20 protein-coding genes, 1 pseudogene and 1 riboswitch are annotated in these 23,173 nt (G+C 74.1%); of the genes and pseudogenes, 16 read left to right on the top strand and 5 right to left on the bottom strand.

What is annotated here, in order from left to right:
• Positions 1-58: 58 nt before the first annotated feature.
• Positions 59-223 (top strand): annotated as a pseudogene (locus I003_RS36635) (aldehyde dehydrogenase family protein); the annotation flags it as partial.
• 124 nt (positions 224-347) lie between these two features.
• The gene (locus tag I003_RS0100755) at positions 348-1,163 is read left to right on the top strand and encodes an SGNH/GDSL hydrolase family protein (RefSeq protein WP_027769717.1); all 816 of its coding nucleotides are present in this window, start codon (positions 348-350) and stop codon (positions 1,161-1,163) included.
• On the opposite strand, the gene I003_RS0100750 is transcribed toward I003_RS0100755, so the two are convergent.
• Together I003_RS0100750 and I003_RS0100745 are read right to left on the bottom strand one after the other, a co-directional pair.
• Positions 1,147-2,754: a glycerol-3-phosphate dehydrogenase/oxidase gene (locus tag I003_RS0100750; protein WP_051368046.1), complete on the bottom strand. Its 1,608-nt coding sequence runs from the start codon at positions 2,752-2,754 to the stop codon at positions 1,147-1,149. The genes I003_RS0100755 and I003_RS0100750 overlap by 17 nt on opposite strands.
• The gene (locus tag I003_RS0100745) at positions 2,751-3,350 is read right to left on the bottom strand and encodes a TetR/AcrR family transcriptional regulator (RefSeq protein ID WP_027769715.1); all 600 of its coding nucleotides are present in this window, start codon (positions 3,348-3,350) and stop codon (positions 2,751-2,753) included. Before I003_RS0100745 ends, I003_RS0100750 begins: the two co-directional genes overlap by 4 nt.
• Positions 3,351-3,426: 76 nt before the next feature.
• On the opposite strand from I003_RS0100745, the gene I003_RS0100740 reads away from it, so the two are divergent.
• Together I003_RS0100740 and I003_RS0100735 are read left to right on the top strand one after the other, a co-directional pair.
• The gene (locus tag I003_RS0100740; RefSeq protein WP_027769714.1) at positions 3,427-5,037 is read left to right on the top strand and encodes an FAD-binding oxidoreductase; all 1,611 of its coding nucleotides are present in this window, start codon (positions 3,427-3,429) and stop codon (positions 5,035-5,037) included.
• Positions 5,038-5,577: 540 nt separating this feature from the next.
• Entirely contained in the window at positions 5,578-6,369 is a 792-nt protein-coding gene (locus tag I003_RS0100735; protein WP_027769713.1) for a diacylglycerol kinase family protein, read from the top strand.
• Between the two features lie 102 nt (positions 6,370-6,471).
• On the opposite strand, the gene I003_RS0100730 is transcribed toward I003_RS0100735, so the two are convergent.
• Positions 6,472-7,548, bottom strand: coding sequence for a trypsin-like serine protease (locus I003_RS0100730; RefSeq protein WP_027769712.1), 1,077 nt, complete (start codon positions 7,546-7,548; stop codon positions 6,472-6,474).
• A gap of 268 nt (positions 7,549-7,816) precedes the next feature.
• Between I003_RS0100730 and I003_RS0100725 the strand changes: the two genes are divergently transcribed.
• From I003_RS0100725 to I003_RS0100690, 8 genes are all read left to right on the top strand, one after another.
• Positions 7,817-8,710 (top strand): universal stress protein, encoded by an 894-nt coding sequence (locus I003_RS0100725; RefSeq protein ID WP_078563636.1) that lies wholly within the window; start codon positions 7,817-7,819, stop codon positions 8,708-8,710.
• A gap of 214 nt (positions 8,711-8,924) precedes the next feature.
• Complete coding sequence (locus I003_RS0100720) at positions 8,925-10,082, top strand: winged helix DNA-binding domain-containing protein (RefSeq protein ID WP_027769710.1); 1,158 nt, start codon at positions 8,925-8,927, stop codon at positions 10,080-10,082.
• A 325-nt stretch (positions 10,083-10,407) separates the two neighbouring features.
• Positions 10,408-11,004 (top strand): transglycosylase SLT domain-containing protein, encoded by a 597-nt coding sequence (locus I003_RS0100715; RefSeq protein WP_027769709.1) that lies wholly within the window; start codon positions 10,408-10,410, stop codon positions 11,002-11,004.
• Between the two features lie 260 nt (positions 11,005-11,264).
• Positions 11,265-13,013 (top strand): sensor histidine kinase, encoded by a 1,749-nt coding sequence (locus I003_RS0100710; protein WP_486584032.1) that lies wholly within the window; start codon positions 11,265-11,267, stop codon positions 13,011-13,013.
• A complete protein-coding gene (locus tag I003_RS0100705) occupies positions 13,010-13,648 on the top strand; it encodes a response regulator transcription factor (protein ID WP_027769707.1) in 639 nt (212 codons plus the stop codon). Before I003_RS0100710 ends, I003_RS0100705 begins: the two co-directional genes overlap by 4 nt.
• Positions 13,649-14,001: 353 nt before the next feature.
• A complete protein-coding gene (locus I003_RS0100700) occupies positions 14,002-15,087 on the top strand; it encodes a mechanosensitive ion channel family protein (protein ID WP_027769706.1) in 1,086 nt (361 codons plus the stop codon).
• Positions 15,088-15,412: 325 nt separating this feature from the next.
• Positions 15,413-17,512, top strand: a complete 2,100-nt coding sequence (locus tag I003_RS0100695) for a PQQ-dependent sugar dehydrogenase (protein ID WP_027769705.1) — start codon at positions 15,413-15,415, stop codon at positions 17,510-17,512.
• Between the two features lie 89 nt (positions 17,513-17,601).
• Positions 17,602-18,573 carry a sugar phosphate isomerase/epimerase family protein gene (locus I003_RS0100690; protein WP_027769704.1) on the top strand — a complete coding sequence of 324 codons (972 nt, stop codon included), beginning with the start codon at positions 17,602-17,604 and terminating at the stop codon, positions 18,571-18,573.
• A gap of 163 nt (positions 18,574-18,736) precedes the next feature.
• On the opposite strand, the gene I003_RS0100685 is transcribed toward I003_RS0100690, so the two are convergent.
• Together I003_RS0100685 and I003_RS31285 are read right to left on the bottom strand one after the other, a co-directional pair.
• On the bottom strand, positions 18,737-19,162 hold the full coding sequence (locus I003_RS0100685) for a hypothetical protein (protein WP_027769703.1): 426 nt from the start codon (positions 19,160-19,162) through the stop codon (positions 18,737-18,739).
• The gene (locus tag I003_RS31285) at positions 19,159-19,611 is read right to left on the bottom strand and encodes an ATP-binding protein (RefSeq protein ID WP_486584031.1); all 453 of its coding nucleotides are present in this window, start codon (positions 19,609-19,611) and stop codon (positions 19,159-19,161) included. Before I003_RS31285 ends, I003_RS0100685 begins: the two co-directional genes overlap by 4 nt.
• Before the next feature lie 236 nt (positions 19,612-19,847).
• Between I003_RS31285 and I003_RS0100675 the strand changes: the two genes are divergently transcribed.
• The 4 genes from I003_RS0100675 to I003_RS0100660 all read left to right on the top strand — a co-directional run bounded on the left by I003_RS0100675 (position 19,848) and on the right by I003_RS0100660 (position 23,122).
• A complete protein-coding gene (locus I003_RS0100675; RefSeq protein WP_027769702.1) occupies positions 19,848-20,708 on the top strand; it encodes a Scr1 family TA system antitoxin-like transcriptional regulator in 861 nt (286 codons plus the stop codon).
• The gene (locus I003_RS0100670) at positions 20,709-20,957 is read left to right on the top strand and encodes a DUF397 domain-containing protein (protein ID WP_027769701.1); all 249 of its coding nucleotides are present in this window, start codon (positions 20,709-20,711) and stop codon (positions 20,955-20,957) included.
• 332 nt (positions 20,958-21,289) lie between these two features.
• Complete coding sequence (locus I003_RS0100665) at positions 21,290-21,946, top strand: LLM class flavin-dependent oxidoreductase (RefSeq protein ID WP_027769700.1); 657 nt, start codon at positions 21,290-21,292, stop codon at positions 21,944-21,946.
• A 103-nt stretch (positions 21,947-22,049) separates the two neighbouring features.
• Positions 22,050-22,225: riboswitch (cyclic di-AMP (ydaO/yuaA leader) on the top strand.
• Between the two features lie 6 nt (positions 22,226-22,231).
• Complete coding sequence (locus I003_RS0100660) at positions 22,232-23,122, top strand: aggregation-promoting factor C-terminal-like domain-containing protein (RefSeq protein ID WP_027769699.1); 891 nt, start codon at positions 22,232-22,234, stop codon at positions 23,120-23,122.
• Positions 23,123-23,173: the final 51 nt, after the last annotated feature.

Genomic DNA, 23,173 nt, shown 5'->3' with positions numbered 1-23,173 from the left:
GACAAGGGGGACGGGCCAAAGCTCCGGACAAGGGCGCACGTCGCGCGGCTGCCCGCGGCACGGTCGCGCGGGCGTCAGGGGCGGGGACGAGCCCCTCGGCGGCTTCGGCGCCTCGTGGCGCGGCGCGTTCGCCGGCGGGCACCTTCTGGTGCCCGTCTTCACCGAGAGGAGGGCGGGCGAACAACCGCCGGGCAACGTCCCCGATTATCAGCTCATGACCTGATGAACTCGTGCAACAGGGATTGAACGGCGTATCACAGGCGCACAGTTGCGACTTGGCATGGACATGGGTTTCAAGGGGCAGGGTGTGGTTACCACTCGGTACAACCTCACCCCCAGGGGGTTCCATGAGAACTGCCCGGCCCTTGCGGCTGCTGCTGGGCTTCCTCGTCGCCACTACAGTGGCGCTGCTCGGCAGCGTGCCGGCTCATGCCGCGCAACCAGCGAACACCGCCGCCGCCGAGAACTACGTGGCGCTCGGCGACTCCTACGCCTCCGGCGTGGGCGCCGGTTCCTACGATTCGGGAAGCGGCGACTGCAAACGCAGCAACAACGCCTACCCGGTGCTGTGGAAGAACGCGCACGCCCCGGCGTCCTTCTCCTTCACCGCCTGCTCCGGGGCCCGTACCAACGACGTCATCAACAACCAGCTCGGCCCGCTCAACTCCGGCACCTCCCTCGTCTCCATCAGCATCGGCGGCAACGACGCGGGCTTCGCCGACGCCATGACCACCTGTGTGCTCCAGGGCGAGTCGGCCTGTATCAACCGCATCAACCAGGCGCGCAGCTATATCGAAGGCACCCTGCCCGGGCGGCTGGACGCGGCATACAACGCGATCACCGCCCGCGCCCCCAACGCACGGGTCGTCGTCCTCGGCTACCCGCGGATGTACAAGCTCAACGGCAGTTGCATCTTCGGCATCAGCGAGAGCTCCCGGGCCGCCATCAACGGCGCCTCGGACCTGCTCAGCGAGGTCACCGCCAAGCGCGCGGCCGACCACGGCTTCTCGTACGGCGACGTGCGGTCGTCGTTCTCCGGGCACGAGATCTGCTCGGACAGCGAGTGGCTGCACAGCGTCACCTTCCCCATCGGTGACTCGTACCACCCCACGGCGGCCGGCCACTCCGGCGGCTACTACCCGGTGTTCAACGCCCTGGGCTGACGGCCCCGGGCACCGCGGAGAGCACCTCGCGGGCGGCCGCCACGGCGGCCGCCCGCTCCGCCGGCACCAGCCCCAGCCGGGTGCGCCGGTCCAGCAGGTCGTCCTCGTCCAGGGCGCCTTCGTGGCGTACGGCCCAGGCCAGCTCGGCACGGGTGACCGGGTACCCCGGGACGACCGGCACGGCGAGCGCCGGATCGGCGGCGGCCAGCGCCTGGACCGCCGGCGCCTCCGTCCCGTAGCGCTGCACCAGCCGGCGCGGCGCGTCGAGACCGGCCAGCTCCGCCGCCGGCGCGGCCCCGACGAGCGGCAGCCGGGCGGTGCGGCACGGGCCCGCGGTCAGGCCGGCGCCGGCCACGGCGGCGTCGACGGCGTCCTCGGCCATCCGCCGGTACGTCGTCAGCTTGCCGCCCACGACGGTGACCACCCCGTCCGGGGAGGTGAGGATCGCATGCCGGCGGGAGAGGTCGGCGGTGCTGCCGTCGCTCTCCAGCAGCGGGCGCAGCCCGGCGAACGCGCCGAGCACGTCCGACCGGCGCACCGGCACGTCGAGCGCGGAGTCCAGGACGTCCAGCAGGAATCCCACGTCCGTCTCCGGCGCCGCCGGCACGTCCGGTACCTCGCCGTCGACCGGCTCGTCGGTCAGCCCCACGTACACCCGCCCGTCGTCCTGCGGCAGCACCAGCGCGAACCGGCCCGCCGCGCCCGGGATCGGGATGTGCACCCCCGCCCCGCCGGGCTGGCGCCCCATCCCCAGCGCCTCGGCGCGCAGCACCAGATGCGTGCCGCGCGAAGGGCGCAGCCGCACGCCGGGCACCAGCGAACCGGCCCACACCCCGGCCGCATTGACCACCGCGCGGGCCCGGATGTGCAGCCGCTCCCCCGTCGTCTCGTCGCGCACCACCGCGCCGGAGCCGGTCAGCTCCACCGCCCGCGCCCGGGTCAGCACCCGGGCGCCGTACGCCGCGGCCGTCCGCGCCACGGCCGTCACCAGCCGTGCGTCGTCGGACAGTTGCCCGTCCCAGGACACCAGCCCGCCGCGCAGCCCGTACCGCCGCAGACCGGGCACGAGCTGCCCCGTTTCCACCGCGGAGAGCCGCCGGGGCGCGGGCAGCGCGGCGCGGGAGGTGCGCGCGGCGGCACGCAGCAGGTCGCCGGCGCGCAGCCCGGCCCAGGCGACGGCCCCCTGCGCGCGGGTGGTCAGCGGCGTGAGCGGGATGACGAACGGCTGGGCGTGCACGAGGTGCGGCGCGATGCGCTCCAGCAGGGCGCCGCGCTCCACCGCGCACTCGCGGGCGATGCCGACCTGGCCGGAGGCCAGATAACGCAGCCCGCCGTGGATGAGCTTGCTGCTCCAGCGCGACGTGCCGAACGCCAGGTCGTGCGCGTCGATCGCGGCCACGGAGAGTCCGCGCGCGGCGGCGTCCAGGGCGACGCCGGCGCCGGTGGCGCCGAGCCCGACGACCAGCAGGTCGACGCGCTCGCCGGCGGCCAGCCCGGCCAGCTCGCGGACGCGGCGGCCGGCGTTGAGGGAGAAGTCGCGGGGGGCGCCGTCCGCGCCCGCCGCCTTCTGCACGGGGTGCTGCACGGTCATGGCGAGAGCATCCTCTCCAGCACGCCGCGCAACTCGCGCTCGAACGCGGCGGTGCCGAGGTCGGGGTCGTCCTCGTCGGTCATGGTGCGCATCGAGAAGGTGAAGGACTGCACGACGAGCAGCACGGCCCTGGCCTGCCGCACCGCGTGCCCCTCGCGCACGGAACCGTCGGCGTGGCCCTTGCGCACGTCGTCGGCGATCAGATCGAGGAGCACGTCCTGGCTGGCGCCGCGGCGGTCGAGCATGTACGGCAGGAGCAGCTCGGGGTCCACGTCGAGGATCTTGCGGAACAGCGGGTGCGCGCGCAGTGCGCGCGAGCCCTCCGTGAGCCCCGCGACCAGCGTCTCGCACGCGTTCGCCGCGCCGTCCGGGGCGGGGATCGCCCCGCGCGCGACGCCGATCCACTCGCGGGTCATGAGATCGCCGACCAGCGACTGCACGTCGGGCCAGCGGCGGTACAGCGTCATCCGCGACACGCCCGCGCGGCGGGCCACGTCCGTGAGCGTCGTCCGGCGCACGCCCACGGCCAGGACGCAGTCGCGCAGCGCGTCGAGCGCGAGGTCGTCCAGCGAGGGCTTGTGACGTTTCGACTTCACCTGTCACAGTGTAACGAGGATGGCGGCGGAGGAAACCCCTCCGGCCGGGTGGCCCGCCCGTACGGGAGGATTCGCGTTGGACATGCTGTGGAACGGGTGGGGCGACCCCGCGCAGGCGACACCGCTCCCCATCGGCGTCCGCGACCTGCTGCGCGACCTGCTGGAGGTGCGCCCGGCGCAGACGCCGCCGGCGGCCCTTGAGGACCTCGACGTGCCCGGGCCGCGGCTCGGCGCGGACGTCCTCGACGCACTCGCGCGCGCGGTGGGCGCGGAGCACGTACGCACCGACGCGGCGAGCCGGGTTCGGCACACCCGCGGCAAGTCCACGCCGGATCTGCTGCGCATCCGCGCCGGCGAGGTGGCGGACGCGCCGGACGCGGTGGTGCTGCCGGGTGGGCACGACGAGGTGCTGGCGGTGCTGCGGGCGTGCGCGGAACTGCGGGTCGCCGTGGTGCCGTTCGGCGGCGGCACGTCGGTGACCGGCGGGCTGGCGCCGTACGCGAACGAGGGCGCCTTCTCCGGTGTGGTGGCCCTCGATCTGCGCCGGCTGGACAGGCTGGCGGCGCTCGACGAGGTCGCGCGCACCGCCGACCTCGACGCCGGGCTGCGCGCGCCGGAGGCCGAACGGCTGCTCGGCGAGCGGGGGTTCACCCTCGGCCACTTCCCGCAGTCGTTCGAGTGGGCGACGATCGGCGGCTTCGCCGCCACGCGCGGCAGCGGCCAGGCGTCCGCCGGTTACGGGCGGTTCGACGAGACGGTGGTGGGCCTGACGGTGGCGACGCCCGGGGGCACGCTGCGGCTGGGACGGGCGCCGCGCTCGGCGGCGGGGCCGGATCTGCGGCAGTTGGTGCTGGGTTCCGAGGGCGCGTTCGGCGTGATCACCTCGGTGACCGTACGGGTGCGCCCGGTCCCGCAGGTACGGATGTACGAGGGCTGGCGGTTCGCCTCCTTCGACGCCGGCGCGGCGGCGCTGCGCGCGCTGGCGCAGGACGGGCCGCTGCCCACGGTACTGCGGCTCTCCGACGAGACCGAGACGATGGTGGGCCTGGCCCGTCCGGAGGACATCGGCGCGGCCGGCGGGGCGCCGGGCGGCGGGTGCCTGGTCGTCACCGGCTACGAGGGCGCGGCGGGCGAGGCGGCGGACCGCCGCGCCGCGGCGCGCGTCGCCCTGCGGGCGGCGGGCGGGGAGCCGCTGGGCGGGGAACCGGGCGAGTCCTGGGCCCGGGGCCGCTACCGGGCCCCGTACCTGCGCGACGCCCTCCTGGACGCGGGCGCCTTCGCCGAAACGCTGGAGACGGCGGGCTTCTGGCCGGCGCTGCCCCGGCTGTACGAGGAGGTCCGCGGGGCCCTGACCCGGACGCTGACGGCGGCCGGGACGCCGCCGCTGGTGATGTGCCACATCTCGCACGTGTACGAGACGGGTGCGTCGCTGTACTTCACCGTCGTCGGCGCCCGTGGCGACGACCCGCTGGGAACGTGGGAGCGCGCCAAGCGGGCGGCGAGCGACGCGATCCTGGAGTGCGGCGGCACGATCACCCACCACCACGGCGTGGGTACGGACCACCGCCCGTGGTACGCCCGGGAGATCGGCCCGCTGGGCGTTGCGGCGCTGCGGGCGGTCAAGTCGGCGCTGGACCCGGCGGGCATCCTCAACCCGGGCGTCCTACTGCCGCGGGAGGACGAGTGAGCGGCCCGCGGCGCCCGCGGGCCCGCACCGCGGGGTCCGTGGCGCCGCGGCGGGACCCTCGCACCGGAACGCGAACCACCGCGCCCCTGACGCGCGCCGCGAACGCGCAGCCGCGCCCCGGGCACCGACACCACCGCGGCAAGCCCGCCCCCCGTGACCGCGCACGGCTGCCCGCGCTGCGACGCCCCGCGCCGCCCGGCGCCGGGGCGGAGCGCCCGCGGGCCCGCACCGCCCACACCGGGGCGCCACAGCGGAACCCCGGCACGAGGACGCCAACCCCCGCGCCCGTAAGGGTCAACGCGCCGGACGCGCGCACCCGGCACGCACACCACCGCGGCAAGCCCGCCCCCCGTGACCGCGCACGGCCGGTCGTGCTCCGGCGCCCGGCGTCGCCCGGGGCGTGTCCCGTGGCGCCTCAGGTGCCGTGCGGGCGGGTGCCGTTCGGCACCGGCGGGTCGTCCGGGCGACGCACGGGCCGCCCTCCCCCGCTCCGCGGGTGACCTCCAGACCGCCGTACGCACCACCGAACCGGAGGCCGCCATGCGTCGCTTCACCGCCCTCGTCAATCCCGCCGCCGGCCGGGCCGCCGGCGCGGCGGCGCTCATTCCGCTGGCCCGGGCACTGCGGGCGGCCGGCGCACAGGTCGAGGCGGAGTACAGCCGGGGGTTCGGGCACGCCGCCGAACTCGCCGGGCGCGCCGCCGGGGCGGGCCGTACCGTGCTCGCGGTCGGCGGCGACGGGATGGCCGGGACCGTGGCCGGGGCACTCGCGGGGACCGACGCGGTGTGCGGGCTGGTGCCCGGGGCGGTCGGGCGCAACGCCGTCGCGCGCGCGCTGGGACTGCCGCGGGCGTCGGAGGAACTGGCGGAGCTGCTGCTGCACGGCGAGCCCCGGCCCGTGGACGTGCTGCGGGTCGAGGGCGGCACGGCTCCGGCCGTGGCACTCGGCACGGTGTGGATCGGCGCGGGCGCGGCCCGCACGGCGCCCGGGCGCGCACTGGCCTCGCGGCGATCCGTGCTCTTCCGTATCACCGTGGACGGCACGCGGTACGACATGCGCGGCCACACCGTCGTCGTCGCCAACGCCCCCACCCCCGGCGCCGGCCCCCCCGGCACCGGCCCCGAGGTCCGGCTCGACGACGGCGCACTGGACGTCGCCGTGCTCGGCGGCGGACCGGGTCGGCCGACCCGGACGCGCGGCGAGATGCTGCGCGGGCACACCGTGCACGTCGAGGCGGACCGCCCGCTGCCGTACGCGACCGACGGCATCCCGGCGTCCGCCCTGCCGCTGACGGCCCGCGTCCTCCCGGCGGCCCTTCGCGTGCTGCGCTGACGGCCGGGCCCCCGGCACCGTGCGGTGCCGGGGGCCCGGGTCGTACGCCGTGCGTCATGAGTCGTGCGTCATGAGTCGTGCGTGGTACGTGGTGCGATTCGGTTACGGGATGGTGGCCCCGTACTCCTCGAGGGCCGCGACCACCGGCTCGAAGAACGTCTCGCCGCCGTTGGTGCAGTCGCCGCTGCCGCCCGAGGTCAGGCCCAGCGCGTCGCTGCCCGCGAAGAGCGAGCCGCCGCTGTCGCCGGGCTCGGCGCAGACGTCGGTCTGGATCAGACCGTCGACCGTGCCCTCCGGGTACGTCACCGACACGTCGAGCGCGACGACGGTGCCGTCGTGGAGCTGCGTGGTGCTGCCGCTGCGCTGCACGGTCTCGCCTACCGTGGCCACACGCGCGCCGGTGATCTCCTGGGCGCTGCCGTCGTAGGTGTCGACCTCGCTCGGGTGCTCGACGTCCGCCGTGTACTTCACCAGCGCACGGTCGTTGCCCGGGAAGGTGGCGCCCTCGGCCTCGCCGATGACGGGCCCGCCCGAGGTCTCGGACCAGGAGCTGCCGCCGAGCTCGACGCAGTGACCGGCGGTCAGGAAGTACGGCTCCCCGTCCTTGGTCACGTTGAAGCCGAGCGAGCAGCGGGAGCCGCCGGTGTAGATGGCGTCGCCGCCGGAGATGTACGGCGTGAACGTGCCCTCGCTGCGCTTGAGCACGGCCTTGCCGTCCTGCGCCGCGACCTCCTTCTTCAGTTCGGCCAGCTCGGCGCCCTTGACCGTGCTGTCGGCGGTGACGACGACCTGGTTGGTGACCGGGTCGAGCGCGCGCGACGTGCCGGCGACGGCGCTCCGGGTGAGGTCCGCCTTCGCGGCCGTGAGCTCCTTCGTGGTGTGGTCGACGATACGCGCCCGCGCGCCGGCCGCCTCTGCCTGCTCGGCCGCCTCGTCGGTCACGACGTTGACGACGAGTTCCTTCGCCTGGGCGTCGTAGTACGCCCCGGCGGCACCGCCCTTGAGGTCCTGGACGAGGGTGCCGGCGAGTTCGCCGGCGGCGGCCGAGGACAGGGTGTCGGCGACGGGCTCACCCGGGCTGGCGTTGGCGGTCGCGAGCGTGAGACTGCCGGCGATCAGCGCGGCCGCGCCGACGCCCGCGATGGCGTACCGGCTCTTGGATATGGCTCGATACCTCAACGTGCTGCCTCCTATGGGGGGTTGGATCCGCCCGGTAGAGGGTGGATTCTGGAGGATTTGGTCGGTCATGCGCATGCCAAGCAGCGCAAAGATTTATCACTGCGAGACAACTCGCCGAGTATGACTAACCCGTGAGTAGCACACAAGGCCACGCTCCTTGTGGGTCGAATCACTTGAGGCCGGCGCCGCGCGCCCGCACGCGCACACCGGCTTGCACGAAAGGTGCGCCCCCTCGCCCGCGCGGGCGCGGTGTGCAAGCCTCGGGGCCATGAGAAAGCTGGTGGCAGGGGTGGACGGCTCGGAGGCGAGCCTCACGGCGCTCGACTGGGCGGTGGCCGAAGCGGTCCGGCACGGCGCGGAACTGCGGATCGTGTATGCGCCGCTCTGGGAGCCGTACGAGCGCACATGGCCGGAGTTCGCCGCCGCCCGCCCGCGCGGCCGGAGCGTGGCGGAGCACGTCCTGGCGACCGCGGGCGACCGCGCCCGCGCGCAGGGGCAGGGCCTGGCCGTGGAGGCGGAACTGCTGTCCGGGGACCCGGTGCCGGCGCTGCTGCGCGAGGCGGGCAAGGGCACGGTGCTGGTCGTCGGCGACCGGGGGCGCGGCGGGCACGACGCGCTGCCACTGGGCTCCGTGGCGCTGACGGTGGCGGCGCGTGCGGCGTGCCCGGTCGTGGTGGTACGGGGCGAAGCGGCGGCGCGGCGCGGCGAGTTCGGCCGGGTCGTGCTCGGTACCGGGAACGAAGGGGCGGAGCCTGCGGCGGTGGACTTCGCGTTCCGGGCGGCGCAGGCGCGCGGCTGCACGGTGAGGGCGGTGCACTCCTGGCGCTCGCCGGAGCGGGGCGTGGCGACGCACGCGCACACCATGGGCGGTGCGCCGGACCCGCGGATGCGGGAGGCGGAGTGGGCGCTGGGCCGCGCGGTGCGCACGGCGGTGGAGCGTTATCCGGACGTACCGCTGGAGCGGCAGTCGCCGGAGGGCCTGGCACGCGACACACTGCTGGCCGCGGCGGTCGGGGCCGACCTCGTGGTCCTGGGGGCGCGCCGCACCCCGCTCGTGGACGCGACGGCCGGCGCGGGGGCGACGGGCATACAACTGGGTCCGGCCAGCCACGGGGTGCTGCATCTGGCGCCGTGCCCGGTGGCGGTGGTCCGGGAAGGATAGAGGGGGAAGGGGTCGGTCGTCCCGGGCCGAAGGTCCCGCCGGACGACCCCGCCCGGCGGCCCCCGCGGTACCCCGGGGGCGGCGGCGTGTCCCGGGCACCCGGCGGGAGCCGCCGGCGCGCCCCGCGCCGCACCCGCCCGCCGGGAGCCGTGCCTCACCTGCCGCCCCTTGGCGCGTACGGGCCGGTGTCAGATCCGCTTCGTAGGGTGGCGGCATGGTGATCACTACCGCGCGGCGCCGGGCCCGGCTCGCGTACCGGCAGATGCTCGTCGGCTCCGCTCGCGCTGCGCGGCCCGAGGAGGTGGCGGAGGCGCTCGCGGGGCTGCACGCGACCGACTCACCGACCGTCGCGCTGTCCGCCCGGGCCCGGCTGCGCGAGCCGTCGCTGGCCGCGCTGGACCGGGCGCTGTACGAAACGGGGTCGCTGCAGCGGATGCACGCCATGCGGCGCACGCTGTGGGTGGTCCCCACGGATCTCGTGCCCGTGTTCCGCTTCGCCGTCGCCGAGACCGTCGCCGCACGCGAGCGCGCGCTGCTGCTGAAGCAGCTCGCCACCGCCGGGCCGCGGTACGACGACGCGTGGCTGGCCGCCGCGCAGGGCCGGGCGCTGGCCGCCCTCGCCGAGCGGGGAGAGGCCAGTACCGCCGAGGTCACGGCCGCCGTGCCGGAGCTGGGGGTGACGTACACCCTTTATCCCGGGAAGCCGTACGAGTCACGCCACCGGGCCGGCAGCGGGGTCATGCGGGTGCTGGGCATGGAGGGCCGGATCCGGCGCACCCGGCCGCTCGGCGGCTGGACGTCGGGGCAGTTCCGCTTCGCGGTGGCACCGCCGGTGGCGCCGATGGATCCGGCGCGGGCGCGCGCGGAGCTGGTGCGGCGCTGGCTGGCGGCGTTCGGCCCGGGGACGCTCGCGGACGTCAGGTGGTGGACCGGGCTGCCACTGGGCCAGGTCCGGGCCGCGCTGGCGGAGGTCGCGGCGGCGGAGGTGGCCCTCGGCGAGGGCACCGGCTATGTCCTGCCGGACGATCTCGGCGAGGACCCGGACCCCGGCCCGTGGGCGGCGCTGCTGCCCGGCCTCGACCCGGCCACGATGGGCTGGCGCGACCGCGACTGGTACACGGACCCCGCCCACCGCACGAGACTCTTCGACAGCGCCGGGAACGCCGGACCCACCGTCTGGTGGCGCGGCGAGATCGTCGGCGCCTGGGCGCAGCGCCGCGACGGCGCCGTCGTGCACCGGCTGCTGGCCGACCGGGGCGCCGAAGCCCGCCGGGCCGTCGCGGAGGAGGCGGAGCGGCTGGAGGAGTGGCTCGCGGCGCAGGGGCTCGTGGTCAGGTTCCCGGCGCCGATGACCAGGGAGCTGACCGGCTGATACGCCGCGCGACTCCCCCTTCCCCTGGGTGGCCCGTGGACGGGGCGCAGTAGATGTCCGATTTGTCAGCAGATATACCTTCTCGCGCGTGACCTCAGGCACATGGGGTGCGTCACATACGAAGCAACGTCGTACCTCACCCCGACACGGAGGCCCGATGTTTCAGCAGAAGGTCGGCTTCAGTGCCTTGCCCCACTACGAGCGGTAGTAACTGGGGTGCGTGACATACCCGGTTTGTGTCCGTTAGAACTTCCCGAGTCGCCCGGTTTACCCGACTCTGGCGACCCACCCCCCACGTAGACACACGGAAGAGAGACACGCTCACATGTCTGCACCCACCCTTCTGCGCCCCGCCGCCGCCCGTCGACGAGTCCTGGCCGCAGGCGGCTGGGCCGCCGCGGCCGTCGCCCTCACCGTTGCGGTCGTGCCGCAGGCCGCCGCCGCGCCGCAGACCACTGCCCCGGCTTCGGCCTCGGCCTCCGCCCCTGCTTCCGCCCCGGCTCACTCCCCCGCCAAGGCCGACTCCAAGCCCGCCAAGGCCGAGTCCAAGCCGGCCAAGCCGTCCAAGCCCTCGAAGCCGGCCGCCGCGCACGCGACGAAGGGCAAGAACCTGGACCAGTGGATCAAGCAGGCGCTCGACGTCATGGACCGCCACAACATACCCGGCACCTATGACGGCATTCACCGCAACATCATGCGTGAGTCCAGCGGCGACCCGAAGGCCATCAACACCTGGGACATCAACGCCGTGAACGGCGTACCTTCGCAGGGCCTGCTGCAGGTGATCCCGCCCACGTTCGACGCCTACCACGTGGCCGGCACCACCAAGAACATCGTCGACCCCGTCGCCAACATCGTCGCCGCGTGCAACTACGCCGCGGACCGCTACGGGTCGATCGACAACGTCTGGGGCGCCTACTGAGCCAGCCGCGCACCGTCCCCTCGCGGCCCGCCCCCGCACGCACGTGATCCCCGGGACCCCGCCGTCCGGCACCCTCTCCCCCCGCCGGCCGACGGGGTCCCGGCCTTTCCTGTCCCGTCACACCTCCGATCGGAGTTCACCCCTCCGTTGGCCCGGCCCGCCTGCGCACGGTTCCCGCCGCAGGTCAGAAGGCACGCAGCCGCCTGCGACCAGCGGTCTTACGGCGGCATCCGCCCCTCCGGATGGCTTAGCGTTGGCCCGTGCACAACCGGGAACCGACGCAGGTGATGCGCTGCTGGACGGTGGCGGCCGCGGTGGCCGCCGTCGTCTCCGGCGCCGTCGGCGCCTGGGCGTACGCCGGGACCGGCGCCTCCACCGCCGGCCTCCTGCGCGACCTCGCCGTCGGCTGGGCCTACGCGGGCGCGGGGCTGGCAGCCTGGTGGCGGCGCCCCGCCAACGCGACCGGGCCGCTGATGACCGCCGTGGGCGTCACCTGGTTCCTCGGCAATCTGCAGGGCACCACGGTTCCACCGCTCTTCGCCGCCGGCGCCTGGTGGGAGGGCCTGAACGTGGCCGTCCTGGCCCACCTCGTCCTCGCCTACCCCGACGGCCGCACCGGCTCCCCCGCGGCCCGCCGGACGGTCCTCCTCGGCTACGGCCTGGTGACCACCGGTGGCCTGCTGCGCACCCTGGCGTTCGACCCGGCGGCCCACCCCGGCGGCTCGTACCTCGCCTGCCGCGACTGCGGTCCCAACCCGCTCTTCACGCCCGCGCTGGGCGACCTCTTCCCCACCTTCGACGCCGGCTACCGCGCCATCGGCTGGGCCGTGTCGGTCGCCGTGGTGGCGGCGGTCGTACGGCGCTGGCGGCGCGCCTCCGTCGCCCGCCGCCGGGCGCTGCTGCCCGCCTGGCTCGCCGTCGTCGTCGCCACCTCCTTCCTGCTGTGGGACGTGCTCGTGGTGCTCGTGCCCGCGGGCAAGCCGGTCGAAGGCGCCGTGGGCGTCTTCTCCGACGTGGCCCAGACCGCCGTGCCGCTCGCCTTCCTCGTCGGGCTGCTGCGCATGCGGCTGCAGCGCGCGGAGGTCGGGGGTCTGGTGATGGAGGTCGGCGGCGACCCGGATCCGGGCCGGCTGCGCGAGGCGCTCGTACCGGTGCTCGGCGACCCGGGACTGCGGCTCGGGGTATGGCGGCCGGCGGCCGGCGCGTACCTGGACGCCGCGGGCGAGCCCGTCGAGGAGGCGGCGGCGGGCAGCACCCGGATCGACGCGGCCGGCGGCGCCCCGCTGGCGCTGCTGCGCCACGACCCGGCGGTGGCGGAGGACGAGGAACTGCTGCGCTCGGCGGTCGCCGCGCTGCGCCTCGCGCTGGAGAACGTCTGGCTGCAGGCCGAGGCGCGGGCGGCGGGCGCGCGCGTGGTCGAGGCGGCGGACAGCGAGCGCCGGCGCCTGGAGCGGGACCTGCACGACGGGGCACAGGCCCGGCTGGTCTTTGCACTGATGACGCTGCGCCGGGTGGAGAAGGGCCTGGCGGACCACCCCGACGAGGAGCTGCGCCGGTCGGTGGGCGAGGTGGAGCGGAGCCTGCGGCTGGCCGTCGAGGAGCTGCGTGGCCTCGCGCACGGCCTCCACCCGGCGGTACTGACCCGCGAGGGCCTGGCCTGCGCGCTGCGGGAGCTGGCCGGGCGGGCGGAGCTGCCGGTGGTGGTGGCCGCGGAGGACCGGCGCTTCGCGCCGCACGTCGAGGCCACCGCGTACTTCACGGTCAGCGAGGCGCTGGCGAACTCGGCCAAGCACGCCCGCGCCCGGGCCGTCAGCGTCAGCGCGCGCCACCGCGACGGCCGACTGGTGGTGGAGGCCGTGGACGACGGCGTCGGCGGCGCCCGCCACGACCACCTCGGCGGCGGACTGCGCGGGCTGGCCGACCGGGTCTCGGCGGTGGGCGGAGTGCTCACCGTGCACAGCCCGCCGGGCGGGGGCACGCGGGTGGTCGCGGAGCTGCCGTGCGAGTGATCGTCGCCGAGGACTCCGCCCTTCTGCGCGAGGGCATCGTGCGGCTGCTGGGCGACGCCGGTGTCGCGGTCCCCGCGCACTGCGGAGACGCCGGCCCGCTGCTCGCCCTGGTCGGGCACCATCGCCCGGACGCCGTGCTGCTCGACATCCGGATGCCGCCCACGCACACCGACGAGGGGTTGCGGGCCGCGTCCGCGATCCGCGCACGGCACCCGGGCACGGGTGTCCTGCTGCTGTCGCAGTACGTCGAGACCGGCGCCGTCGTCCGCGCACTCGCCGAGGATCCGCGCGGCTTCGGCTATCTGCTCAAGGAGCGGGTCGCCGACGCGGACGAACTGGCCGGCGCGCTGCGCAGGGTGGCCGCCGGCCGGAGCGTCGTGGACCCGCGGGTGGTCACGCACCTCATGCGAGCGCCGCGGGCGGCGGAGCCGCTGGCGGGGCTGACGGCGCGGGAGCGGGACGTCCTGGCCCTGATGGCGGAGGGGCGGTCCAACGAGGCGATCGCACGCGGCCTGGTGATCGGCGCCAAGACCGTCGAGACGCACGTACGGCACATCTTCACCAAGCTCGGTCTGGACTCGGACGTCTCGGGGCACCGCCGGGTGCTGGCCGTCCTCACGTTTCTGCGCGGCTGAACGCCCGCGGGGACAGGCACCGGAGCGGGGCGGCGGCATCGCGGTACCGGCCGCCGCTCCGCGGCGATCCCCCACGCGCGCCCCCGTCATCCCCCGTACAACTCCACGCGCCCGCCGCGGAGCGGAGCCGGTACCGATCACCGTAGCCGCACGGTGAGCGCCGTACCTCAGGGCTGACCCTGAACTTCCGCCTCCGCAACGTCGCCGGCCCGCGCACCGGCAAGCGGGACCGGGTCCTCCGTTCCCCCGTCCTCGGGGCCGGTCCCCCCGCCGGATACGGCAGGATGGCGGGCGCACCGGATCGCACAGGCGTCCGGACACGCCCCCGTTCCCGAACGAAGACAGGTATCAAGGTGAACCGAGCCCTCACTCTGCACGATCTGGTCGTCGCCGGCTCCGCGATCCTCGGCGGCATCGGCGCCGGCCTGCTGCTGCGTGTGCTGCTGGGCTGGCTGGGCAGGGGCGCGACGCGGACGAGTTGGGCCGGTGACGACATCCTGGTCGGCGCGCTGCGCACGATCATCCCCTGGGGCGCGATGGCCGGCGGCGTCTCGATCGCCGCCGCCTCGCTGCCGCTGAAGCGCCCCGTCGAGCACACCGTGGACCGGATCGTCGTCGCGGTTCTCATCCTGACGGTCACCGTGGCCGCCGCCCGGGTGGTCGCGCAGCTCATGGGGGTCCGCTCGCAGGGCGTGGGCTCGGCCACGATCCTGGTGAACATCACGCGCATCGCGGTGCTGGCGATCGGGCTGCTGATCCTGCTGGAGACCCTGGGCATCTCGATCGCCCCGCTGCTCACCGCGCTCGGCGTCGGCGGCCTCGCGGTCGCGCTGGCGCTGCAGGACACGCTGGCCAACCTCTTCGCCGGGGTGCACATCCTGGCCTCCAAGACGGTCCAGGTCGGCGACTACATCCGGCTCAGCAGCGCCGAGGAGGGCTACGTCACCGACATCAACTGGCGCAACACCGTGATCCGCACCCAGTCGGACAACCTCGTCGTCATCCCCAACGACAAGCTCGCCAGCACCATCATGACGAACTACCACCGCCCGGCACAGGAGTTGTCCATCGTCGTACAGGCGGGCGTGGCGCTCTCCAGCGACCTCGACCTGGTCGAGCGGGTGACGGTGGAGGTGGCGCACGAGGTCATGTCGGCGGTCGAGGGCGGCGTGCCCGAGTACGAACCGGTGGTCCGCTTCCACACCTTCGGTGACTCACGCGCCGGCTTCTCGGTGGTGCTGCGCGCCCTGGAGTTCAGCGACCAGTTCCGGATCAAGCACGAGTTCATCAAGCGGCTGCAACTGCGCTACCGGCAGGAGGGCATCGAGATCGCTCACCCGGTACGCAACGTCGTCCTGCACCACCAGGACGGCCCGGCGCTGCTGCCCCGGCAGCGCGAGGCGTCGGACGTTCCCGCCGGCGGCGTGCCCCTCGGCTGAACCTCCTGGCGATCTTCTCCTCTCCGCCACCCCCGCGGCTCCGCCGGACGATCCCTCCGCCCGGGGGGCCGAACCGCCCGAAACCATGCCCTAGTTTGCTCTTTCCAAAGACAAAGTGGCGCTGAATCTGGTCGTAGGCATTGGCGTTGCGTCGAAAGAGGTCTAATCTCCAACCGGCCGCCGTCACATGTCGGGACGTGGACGGCGGGGGGACCTGAAGCCGCGCACGAGCCGCAGCGCGCGGGCCGATCAAGGACGGCGCGAACGGGCCGACCACCCACGAGCGTGTCCAGCCGCCTTGTCGTCCGAGCCCCTGGGAGGGGAAATGCTACGAAGACTGGCCATGTTCGCCGCCGGCGCGGTCAGCGCCGCGCTGCTGGTCGCGCCCGGCGCGACCGCCGCGGCGCCGGGCGCCGCCGAGGAACCGCCACCGGATTCCGCATTCGAGAAGATCACTCTCAACGACCGGCCGGGAGAGCCGCTCGACCTTGCCGTCCTGCCGGACAAGCGGGTCCTGCACGTCACCCGCGCCGGCAAGGTCTGGCTCAACGACCCGGACACCGGCGTGAACAAGCTCGCCGCCGAGCTGGACGTGTACCAGCACGACGAGGAGGGCCTGCAGAACGTCGCCATCGACCCGCACTTCCGCCAGAACAAGTGGGTCTACCTCTATTACTCGCCGCCGCTGGACACCCCGGTCGACGACCCCGACACGCCCGTCAACGAGGGCGACGCGCCCTTCGAGGGCACGCAGGAGGACTGGGACCCGTACAAGGGCCACCTGCAGCTCTCCCGGTACAAGCTCAAGGGCGACAGCCTGGACCTCAGCACCGAGCAGAAGATCATGCAGGTCCCGGTGGACCGCGGCATCTGCTGTCACGTCGGCGGCGACATCGCCTTCGACTCCAAGGACAACCTGTACCTGACCACCGGTGACGACACCAACCCGTTCGAGTCGGACGGCTACGCGCCGATCGACGAACGGGACGACCGCAACCCGGCGTTCGACGCCCAGCGGACCTCCGCGAACACCAACGACCTGCGGGGCAAGGTGCTGCGCATCAAGGTCCGCGGCGACGGCTCGTACGCGATACCCAAGGGCAACCTCTTCAAGCCGGGGACGGAGAAGACCCGGCCGGAGATCTACGCCATGGGCCTGCGCAACCCGTACCGGATGGAGATCGACCCGCAGACCGACGACGTCTACGTCGCCGACTACTCCCCCGACGCCCGCGAGAACAGCGACGCCCGCGGCCCCGCCGGGCACGGTAAGTGGCTGGTGCTCGACAAGCCCGCCAACTACGGCTGGCCGTACTGCGCCACCGCGGAACTGCCGTACACCGACTACGACTTCGCCACCGGTGCCTCCGGCGAGCCCTTCGACTGCGCCGAGCCGGTGAACGCCTCGCCGCACAACACCGGCCGCACCGAACTGCCCGAGGTCGAACAGCCGGAGGTCTGGTACTCCTACGGCGAGTCCGCGGAGTTCCCGGGCCTGGGCACCGGCGGCATCGCCCCGATGGCCGGACCGGCGTACGAGTACAACCGGCCGACCGAGATGCGCAACCAGGACGTGGCCTGGCCGGAGTACTACGACGGCACGCCGCTGTTCGCCGAGTGGTCCCGCGACTACATCAGGGAGTTCCAGCTCGGCCGCTCCGGCGCCGTGGAAGCGGTCAACCCGGTCGCCCAGGGTGTCGGGGATCCGCCCGTCGACAACCCGATGGACATGGAGTTCGGCCCGGACGGCGCCCTCTACGTCCTGGAGTACGGCGACGGTTACTTCTCGGAGAACCCGGACGCGCAGCTCTCCCGCATCGACTACATCGGCCGCACCGGCAACCACGCGCCGAAGGCAGAGCTGGCCGCCGCCCCGGTCAAGGGCCTCGCGCCGCTGACCGTCGAGTTCTCCAGCGACGGCACCGCCGACCCCGACGGGGACCAGGTGCGTTACGCCTGGGACTTCGACGGCGACGGCAGGACCGACTCCACCGACGCGAACCCCTCGCACACCTACGAGGAGGACGGCACCTTCAAGGCGGCCCTGAAGGTCACCGACGCCAAGGGACGGTCGGCGTACAAGGACGTCGACATCACCGTCGGCGACCAGGCGCCCGAGGTGACCCTGGTCAAGCCGGTCGACGGCCAGGAGTTCCACTTCGGCGACGCGGTGGAGTTCGAGGTCACGGTGGCCGACGAGGCCGAGGTGAACTGCAGCAACGTCAAGGTGCACTACATCGTGGGCCACGACGCCCACGGACACCCGCAGAGCACGACGGCGGGCTGCAGTGGCACCATCCAGACCGAACCCGTCGCGGGCCACGACCCCTCCGAGGGCAACGTCACCGGCGTGTTCGTCGCGGAGTACACCGACCCGGGCGGCCTCATGGGCAGTGACCGGGCGGTCGTGAAGGCCGTCGGCTGACCTTCCGGCACGGCGCGGGGTGGCGTGCGCACGTACGCCACCCCGCGGTTCCCACCCCGTCCACACCCACACTTCGCAGGAGAGAGCACATGAGCAAGCCCAGCCTGCACCGCCGTGGATTCCTCCGGGCCGCCGCCGGTACCGCGGCCGGCACCGCCGCCGTCGCCACGGGTGCCGGGGCCCTCGCGGCCCCCGCCGCCGCCCGCGGGCGCCACGCCCTGATCCCCCGGGGCCGTATCGGCCTGCAGCTCTACAGCGTCCGCGACCAGATCCAGCAGCGCGGCTTCACACCGGTGCTGGAGGAACTGGCCCAAATGGGCTACAAGCACATCGAGTTCGCCGGCTACACCTCGCCGGCCGAGCCGGACATGACCGTCCCCAAGCTGCGCAAGCTGCTCGACGACAACGGCCTGCACGCAGGCGGCGCGCACCTCGGGCTCGACGCGCTGCTCAACGCCGACACCCGCGAGCAGGAGTTCGAGAACGCCGCCGCCCTCGGCATGAGCCACGTCGGCACCGCCAGCGACTTCCCCGGCAGTACGGCCGCGGAGATCCAGGCCGGCGCCGACCGCTTCAACGAGTCCGGCGAGGTGGCCCGGAGCTACGGGCTGAAGGTCTACCAGCACAACCACACCAACGAGTTCGGCCCGGTCACCGACCGGCCGGGCAAGCGCCGCCACGACCTGTTCCTGAGCGGCACCGACCCGCGGTACGTCTTCCTGGAGCTGGACATCTGCTGGGCGTTCGGCGCCTCACTCCGCTTCCGCGACCAGCTCGGCGAGTTCGACCCGCTGGACTACGTCAACGCCGCTCCGAAGCGCTACATCGCCTTCCACGTCAAGGACGGCGTGCGGGACCCGTCGCTGACGAACCAGTACCGCGACGTCATCTTCGGCCAGGGCGAGCTGGACTTCCGCGCCTTCTTCGGCGGGCTGCGGGAGCCGGGGCTGCCGCTGTACCTCTGGGAGCAGGACCGCGCTCCGGAAGAGCCGCAGGGCTCGATCCGGGCGGCCGAGGCGAGCTACGACGCGATGGTGGCACTGCGCGGCCGGGGCCACTGACCCGCGGGCACACCGGCCCCGAAGGGCACCGACCGCGGGTCGCGCGCCGCCGACGGCGGTGGCGCGGCCCGCGGTTTCTCCGTTCCCGCGGCGGGACCGGTCGCGGGCACCTCCCCCGCAACCGAAACAAGGAGGTTCCCGCCGGCCGGTCCGCCGCGGGTGCTCAGGCGGCGTCGCTGCGGCCCGCGGCGACCCGGGCGACGTCGCAGGACCAGGCCGGCTCGACACCCGTACGCCGGCAGACCAGCACGTACAGCGGGATCGGCGGCGTGTACGGAACACCGTCCGCCGGCCGGTGCACCAGCCGCGGCACGGCCACTGCGCCGCCCCCGCCGGCCGCCGCTTCGGAGACGGCGGCGCCCGGGGCGTAGTCCACGCTCCGCGGCCACTGCAGACCGGTGCCGGAGCCGGCCGGCACGATCCACCACCACCGGCTGCCGTCGGCGAAGACGCAGCCGACGCGGGGCAGCCGGGCCATCACGTCGTACCCGATCCGCTCCGGCACGCCCACCGCGTCACAGCCGAGCGGCGCGGCACCCGCACCCGGCACGGCCAGCCGGAGCCGGCTCCCGGGCCCGGTGCGCCTCATCCGGCGGCCCGTCCGCCGAACGCCCGGCCGGCCCCGGAGCTGCCGGCCGGAACGCGCGGTGCGACGGCTCCCCCGGCCGCCGGCGACTCCCGCAACAGCTCCGCCCAAACCACCAGCCCCGGGCCGGGCCGGGCGTCATACGCCCCCCAGCTACTGCTCACCGCGGTGACGAGCAGGAGCCCCCGACCCTGCTCGTCCGCGGACGACCGCTGCACCCGCAGGATTCCCGGCTCGGCACCCTGGTCGGTGACGGCCAGCCGCAGGCGGTCGGCGCTGCAGTGCAGCTCGCACCCTATGCGCCGACTCCCCGTATGCAGCAGTGCGTTGGTCACCAGTTCCGAGAGAACGAGGGTGGCGCTGTCGCCGACCTCGCCCTCCACCCCCCAGCGGTGCAGTTGCTCGCGGGCCAGGCGGCGGGCCACCGTGACGGCGTCCGCCCTGCCTGGCACCTCGAAACCGCACCTCGCCGCATCGGCCCCCGAACGGGCCCCCGGCAAGCCGGGGTCCTGTGTCACGACCCCCGTGTGATGCGGCTGTGTGGACTGGCTCACGTTCCAAACTATGGCCCCGCCGTGGCCACTTGGCAACCCGCACTGTGAAATTTTCAGAGTTGCCGTTGCACTGTGTCCGTCAAGCCCGGGGGCGTGGCACACTGCTGGAGGCAGTCCGACAGGGAGGTAGTGGCGTGAGCGAACCGCGGTCCGCGCCGACCGTGGGGCAGGTCGTGCTCGGCAAGCGGCTTCAGGAGCTGCGCGAGCGGGCCGGACTCAAACGCGAGGAGGCCGCCCGGACCCTGCGCGTCGCCCCGGCCACGGTGCGCCGGATGGAGACCGCCGAGGTCGCGCTGAAGGTTCCGTACGTGCAGGTGCTGCTGCAGGCGTACGGCATCGACCGGGAGGAGATCGACGCCTTCGTCACGCTGACCGAGGAGGCCAACGAACCCGGCTGGTGGCAGCGTTTCCACGACATCCTGCCCGACTGGTTCAGCATGTACGTGAGCCTGGAGGGCGCGGCGTCGCTCATCAGGTCCTACGAGCCGCACTTCGTGCCCGGTCTGATGCAGACCGAGGACTACGCGCGGCACGTGCTGCAGGTCGGCTCCCTCGGCCGCGTCACGCCCGAGGACATCGAGCGGCACGTCGCCCTGCGCATGGAGCGTCAGGAGCTGCTCACCCGCGAGGACGCGCCCCGCTTCTGGGCGGTCGTCGACGAAACGGTCCTGCGCCGCCCGGTGGGCGACCGCACGGTGATGCGCGCGCAGGTCGACCGGCTCCTCGACCTCTCGTCGCTGCCCAACGTCACGCTCCAGATGGCGGAGTTCCGCAGCGGGCACCACCCGGGCACGTACAGCCCCTTCGTCCTCTTCCGGTTCGCCATGCCGGAGCTGCCGGACATGATCTACACCGAGTACCTCACCGGCGCCGTCTACCTCGACGGCCGGCACGAGGTGGCCACACACCTCGCCGCCCTGGACCACATGGCGGCCCAGGCGGCGACGGCACCACGCACGAAGGACGTCCTCCGGGACTTCCGCAAGGAGCTGTGAATGGAACGCATCTACAACGGCATGCCGGCCGAGGACCTCGGCACCGAGGGCTGGCACAAGCCGTGGAGCGGCGGCAACGGCGGCAACTGCGTCGAGGCCATGAAACTCAAGGACGGCCGGATAGCGGTACGGCACTCGGCCCACCCCGACGGCCCCGCCCTCATCTACACCCCCGGTGAGATGGACGCCTTCATCGAGGGCGCCAAGGCGGGCGCAGCGGACTTCCTGCTCTCGCGGAGCTCGGCGTGACCGCGCCCGGCGCCGTGCCCGCACACCGACTGCGGTGCCACCCGGTCCACTCGCCGTCCGGGCCGGACGGCGAGCCCATCCCGGCGAACGGGGGTGTGGCCCGCATGCGCTGACGTGGGCCACCGGCCGGGAGCACAGTGAGGGAGGGGACACCCCGGGGGGGTCCCCTCCCTCGGCGTTCGCGGGCCGCTCCCGCGCAAAGCCGCTGCGCGGCCCGGCACATGAAATTCCAGGAATCATGAACCGTGGGTGTACGCGGCGCTGCCTTCCGCGACGTATCGGCGTACGGTATGCCCCCGATGGCTCTCATCAGCCACCCGGGGAGGCCCACGATGAGCGCATCTCCACCCCCGTCCCCACGCGCCGCCACGACGGGCACGGCGCGGGCGGTCCGTGTCGGGGTGCTGCTCCCCAGGCTGCCGGAGGAGCCCGCCGACTGGCTCGCGGAGTGCGCGGCGTACGACTCCGCCGGCGCCGACGCACTGTGGCTGGACGGCGGTCCGGACCCGGCACACGACGTGCTCGCGCTCGCCGCCGCCCTGGCCACCGCCACGAGCCGGGCGAGGCTCGTCGTCGCGCTGCCCGACAGCGTCCCGCAGGCCGCCCTGCTGGCCCGGGCGCTGGCCACCGTCGTGCTGCTCAGCAGCGGCCGGCTCGCGCTCGCCGCCGGCTCCCGGCGGTGCGCCGAACTCGTCGCCGTGGCCCCGACGGTGCCCGCCTTCCGCCGGCTCGCGCCCGCCGGTCCCGGGTACGAGGAGCCGGGCGCCGGGCGGTGGACCCCGGTGACGGCGCCGGCCGACCCCGACGCCTGGCAGGCCGCGCTCGCCGCCGCCGCGGAGCGCGGGGTGCACGGCCTCGTCGTACCGGCCGGGCAGCCTCTTCTGGAGGCGCTGCACCGGGAATGCACGGGTAACCGTCCCACGCGCCCCAGCCGTCCCAGGCGTGCACGCGCCGCCACGGAACGTCAGACTACGCGTGGATCCTCGTGATCCGCTTGTGATCTGACGTTCGATCTCCTAGTGTCCGTGACGTTCGCAGACGCGAGCGCCGCGCTCCGGTACGCCGAATCCTGCCCGTCGGAGCCCGGAACCGTCGTCCCCACCGCCGTTCGGGCAGGAGCGGGGGAACCACTTCTCCGTCGGCCGGAGGCACGGTGGCAGGACCGCACCGGACTCCCCGACTCGGGGTGAAGCCGCACCGCACGACGCGGCCGGGCAACTCCAGCCCGAACCCGACAGCTCACTTCGCAGGCGTCGGAGAAAGAGCGAGCCACCATGGCCGGAACCGGCACCCGGCGCGCGCCCAAGTCGCGCTCCACCCGCCGCTACGCCGCCGCCGCGGGAGTGGGCATAGCCCTGCCCGTCGCCGGCAGTCTCGCGGCGACCGCCGCGCACGCCTACACGGTCGAGAAGGGCGACACCCTCTCGGAGATCGCCGAGGACAACGGCTTCGGGCCCGACTGGCAGAAGTTGTACGAGGCCAACAAGGAAGCCATCGGGGACAATCCCCACCTGATCCTCCCGGGCCAGGAGCTGGACCTGGGCGGGGACAAGGCGGAGAGCAAGCCCGCCGAGGCCGACCGGACGGCCGCCAAGAGCGAGAAGAAGCAGCAGCGTTACCTCCAGCACACCGTCGGCGCCGGCGACACGCTGGCCAAGATCGCCGCGGAGTACGACGTGCCCGGCGGCTGGCAGCGGGTGTACGTCGACAACGAGAAGGCCATCGGTGACAACCCGGCCGCACTGAAGGTCGGCACCGAGCTGCGGGTCGACACCCAGGGCGGCAAGGTCGGCAAGTCCATCGATCCGAACGGCTCGTCGTCCGCCGGGAGTTCCGGGGGCGCCACCGAGGCGTCGCAGGCGAGTGTCCCGACCACCGAGTCCGGCATCCAGGCGGCGGCGCGGGAGATCGTACCCGCGGACCAGTTCACCTGCTTCAGCAACATCGTGGAGCGGGAGAGCGGCTGGGACCACACCGCGACCAACCCCAGCTCCGGCGCGTACGGTCTGATGCAGGCACTGCCGGGCGACAAGATGGCCTCGGCCGGTGCCGACTGGCGCACCAACCCGGTCACCCAGATCAAGTGGGGCCTGGACTACATGAACGACCGCTACGGCAGCCCGTGCGGCGCCTGGGAGTTCTGGCAGGCCAACAACTGGTACTGACGCCCGGGGCCCCGGGCCCGCGGTGAGTCTCCTGCCGCCCCGTCGCGCGGA

The organism is Streptomyces sp. CNQ329, from assembly GCF_000482585.1.
Note: the sequence above shows the minus strand (reverse complement) of the source record. Positions and strands in the feature narration are given on the sequence as shown.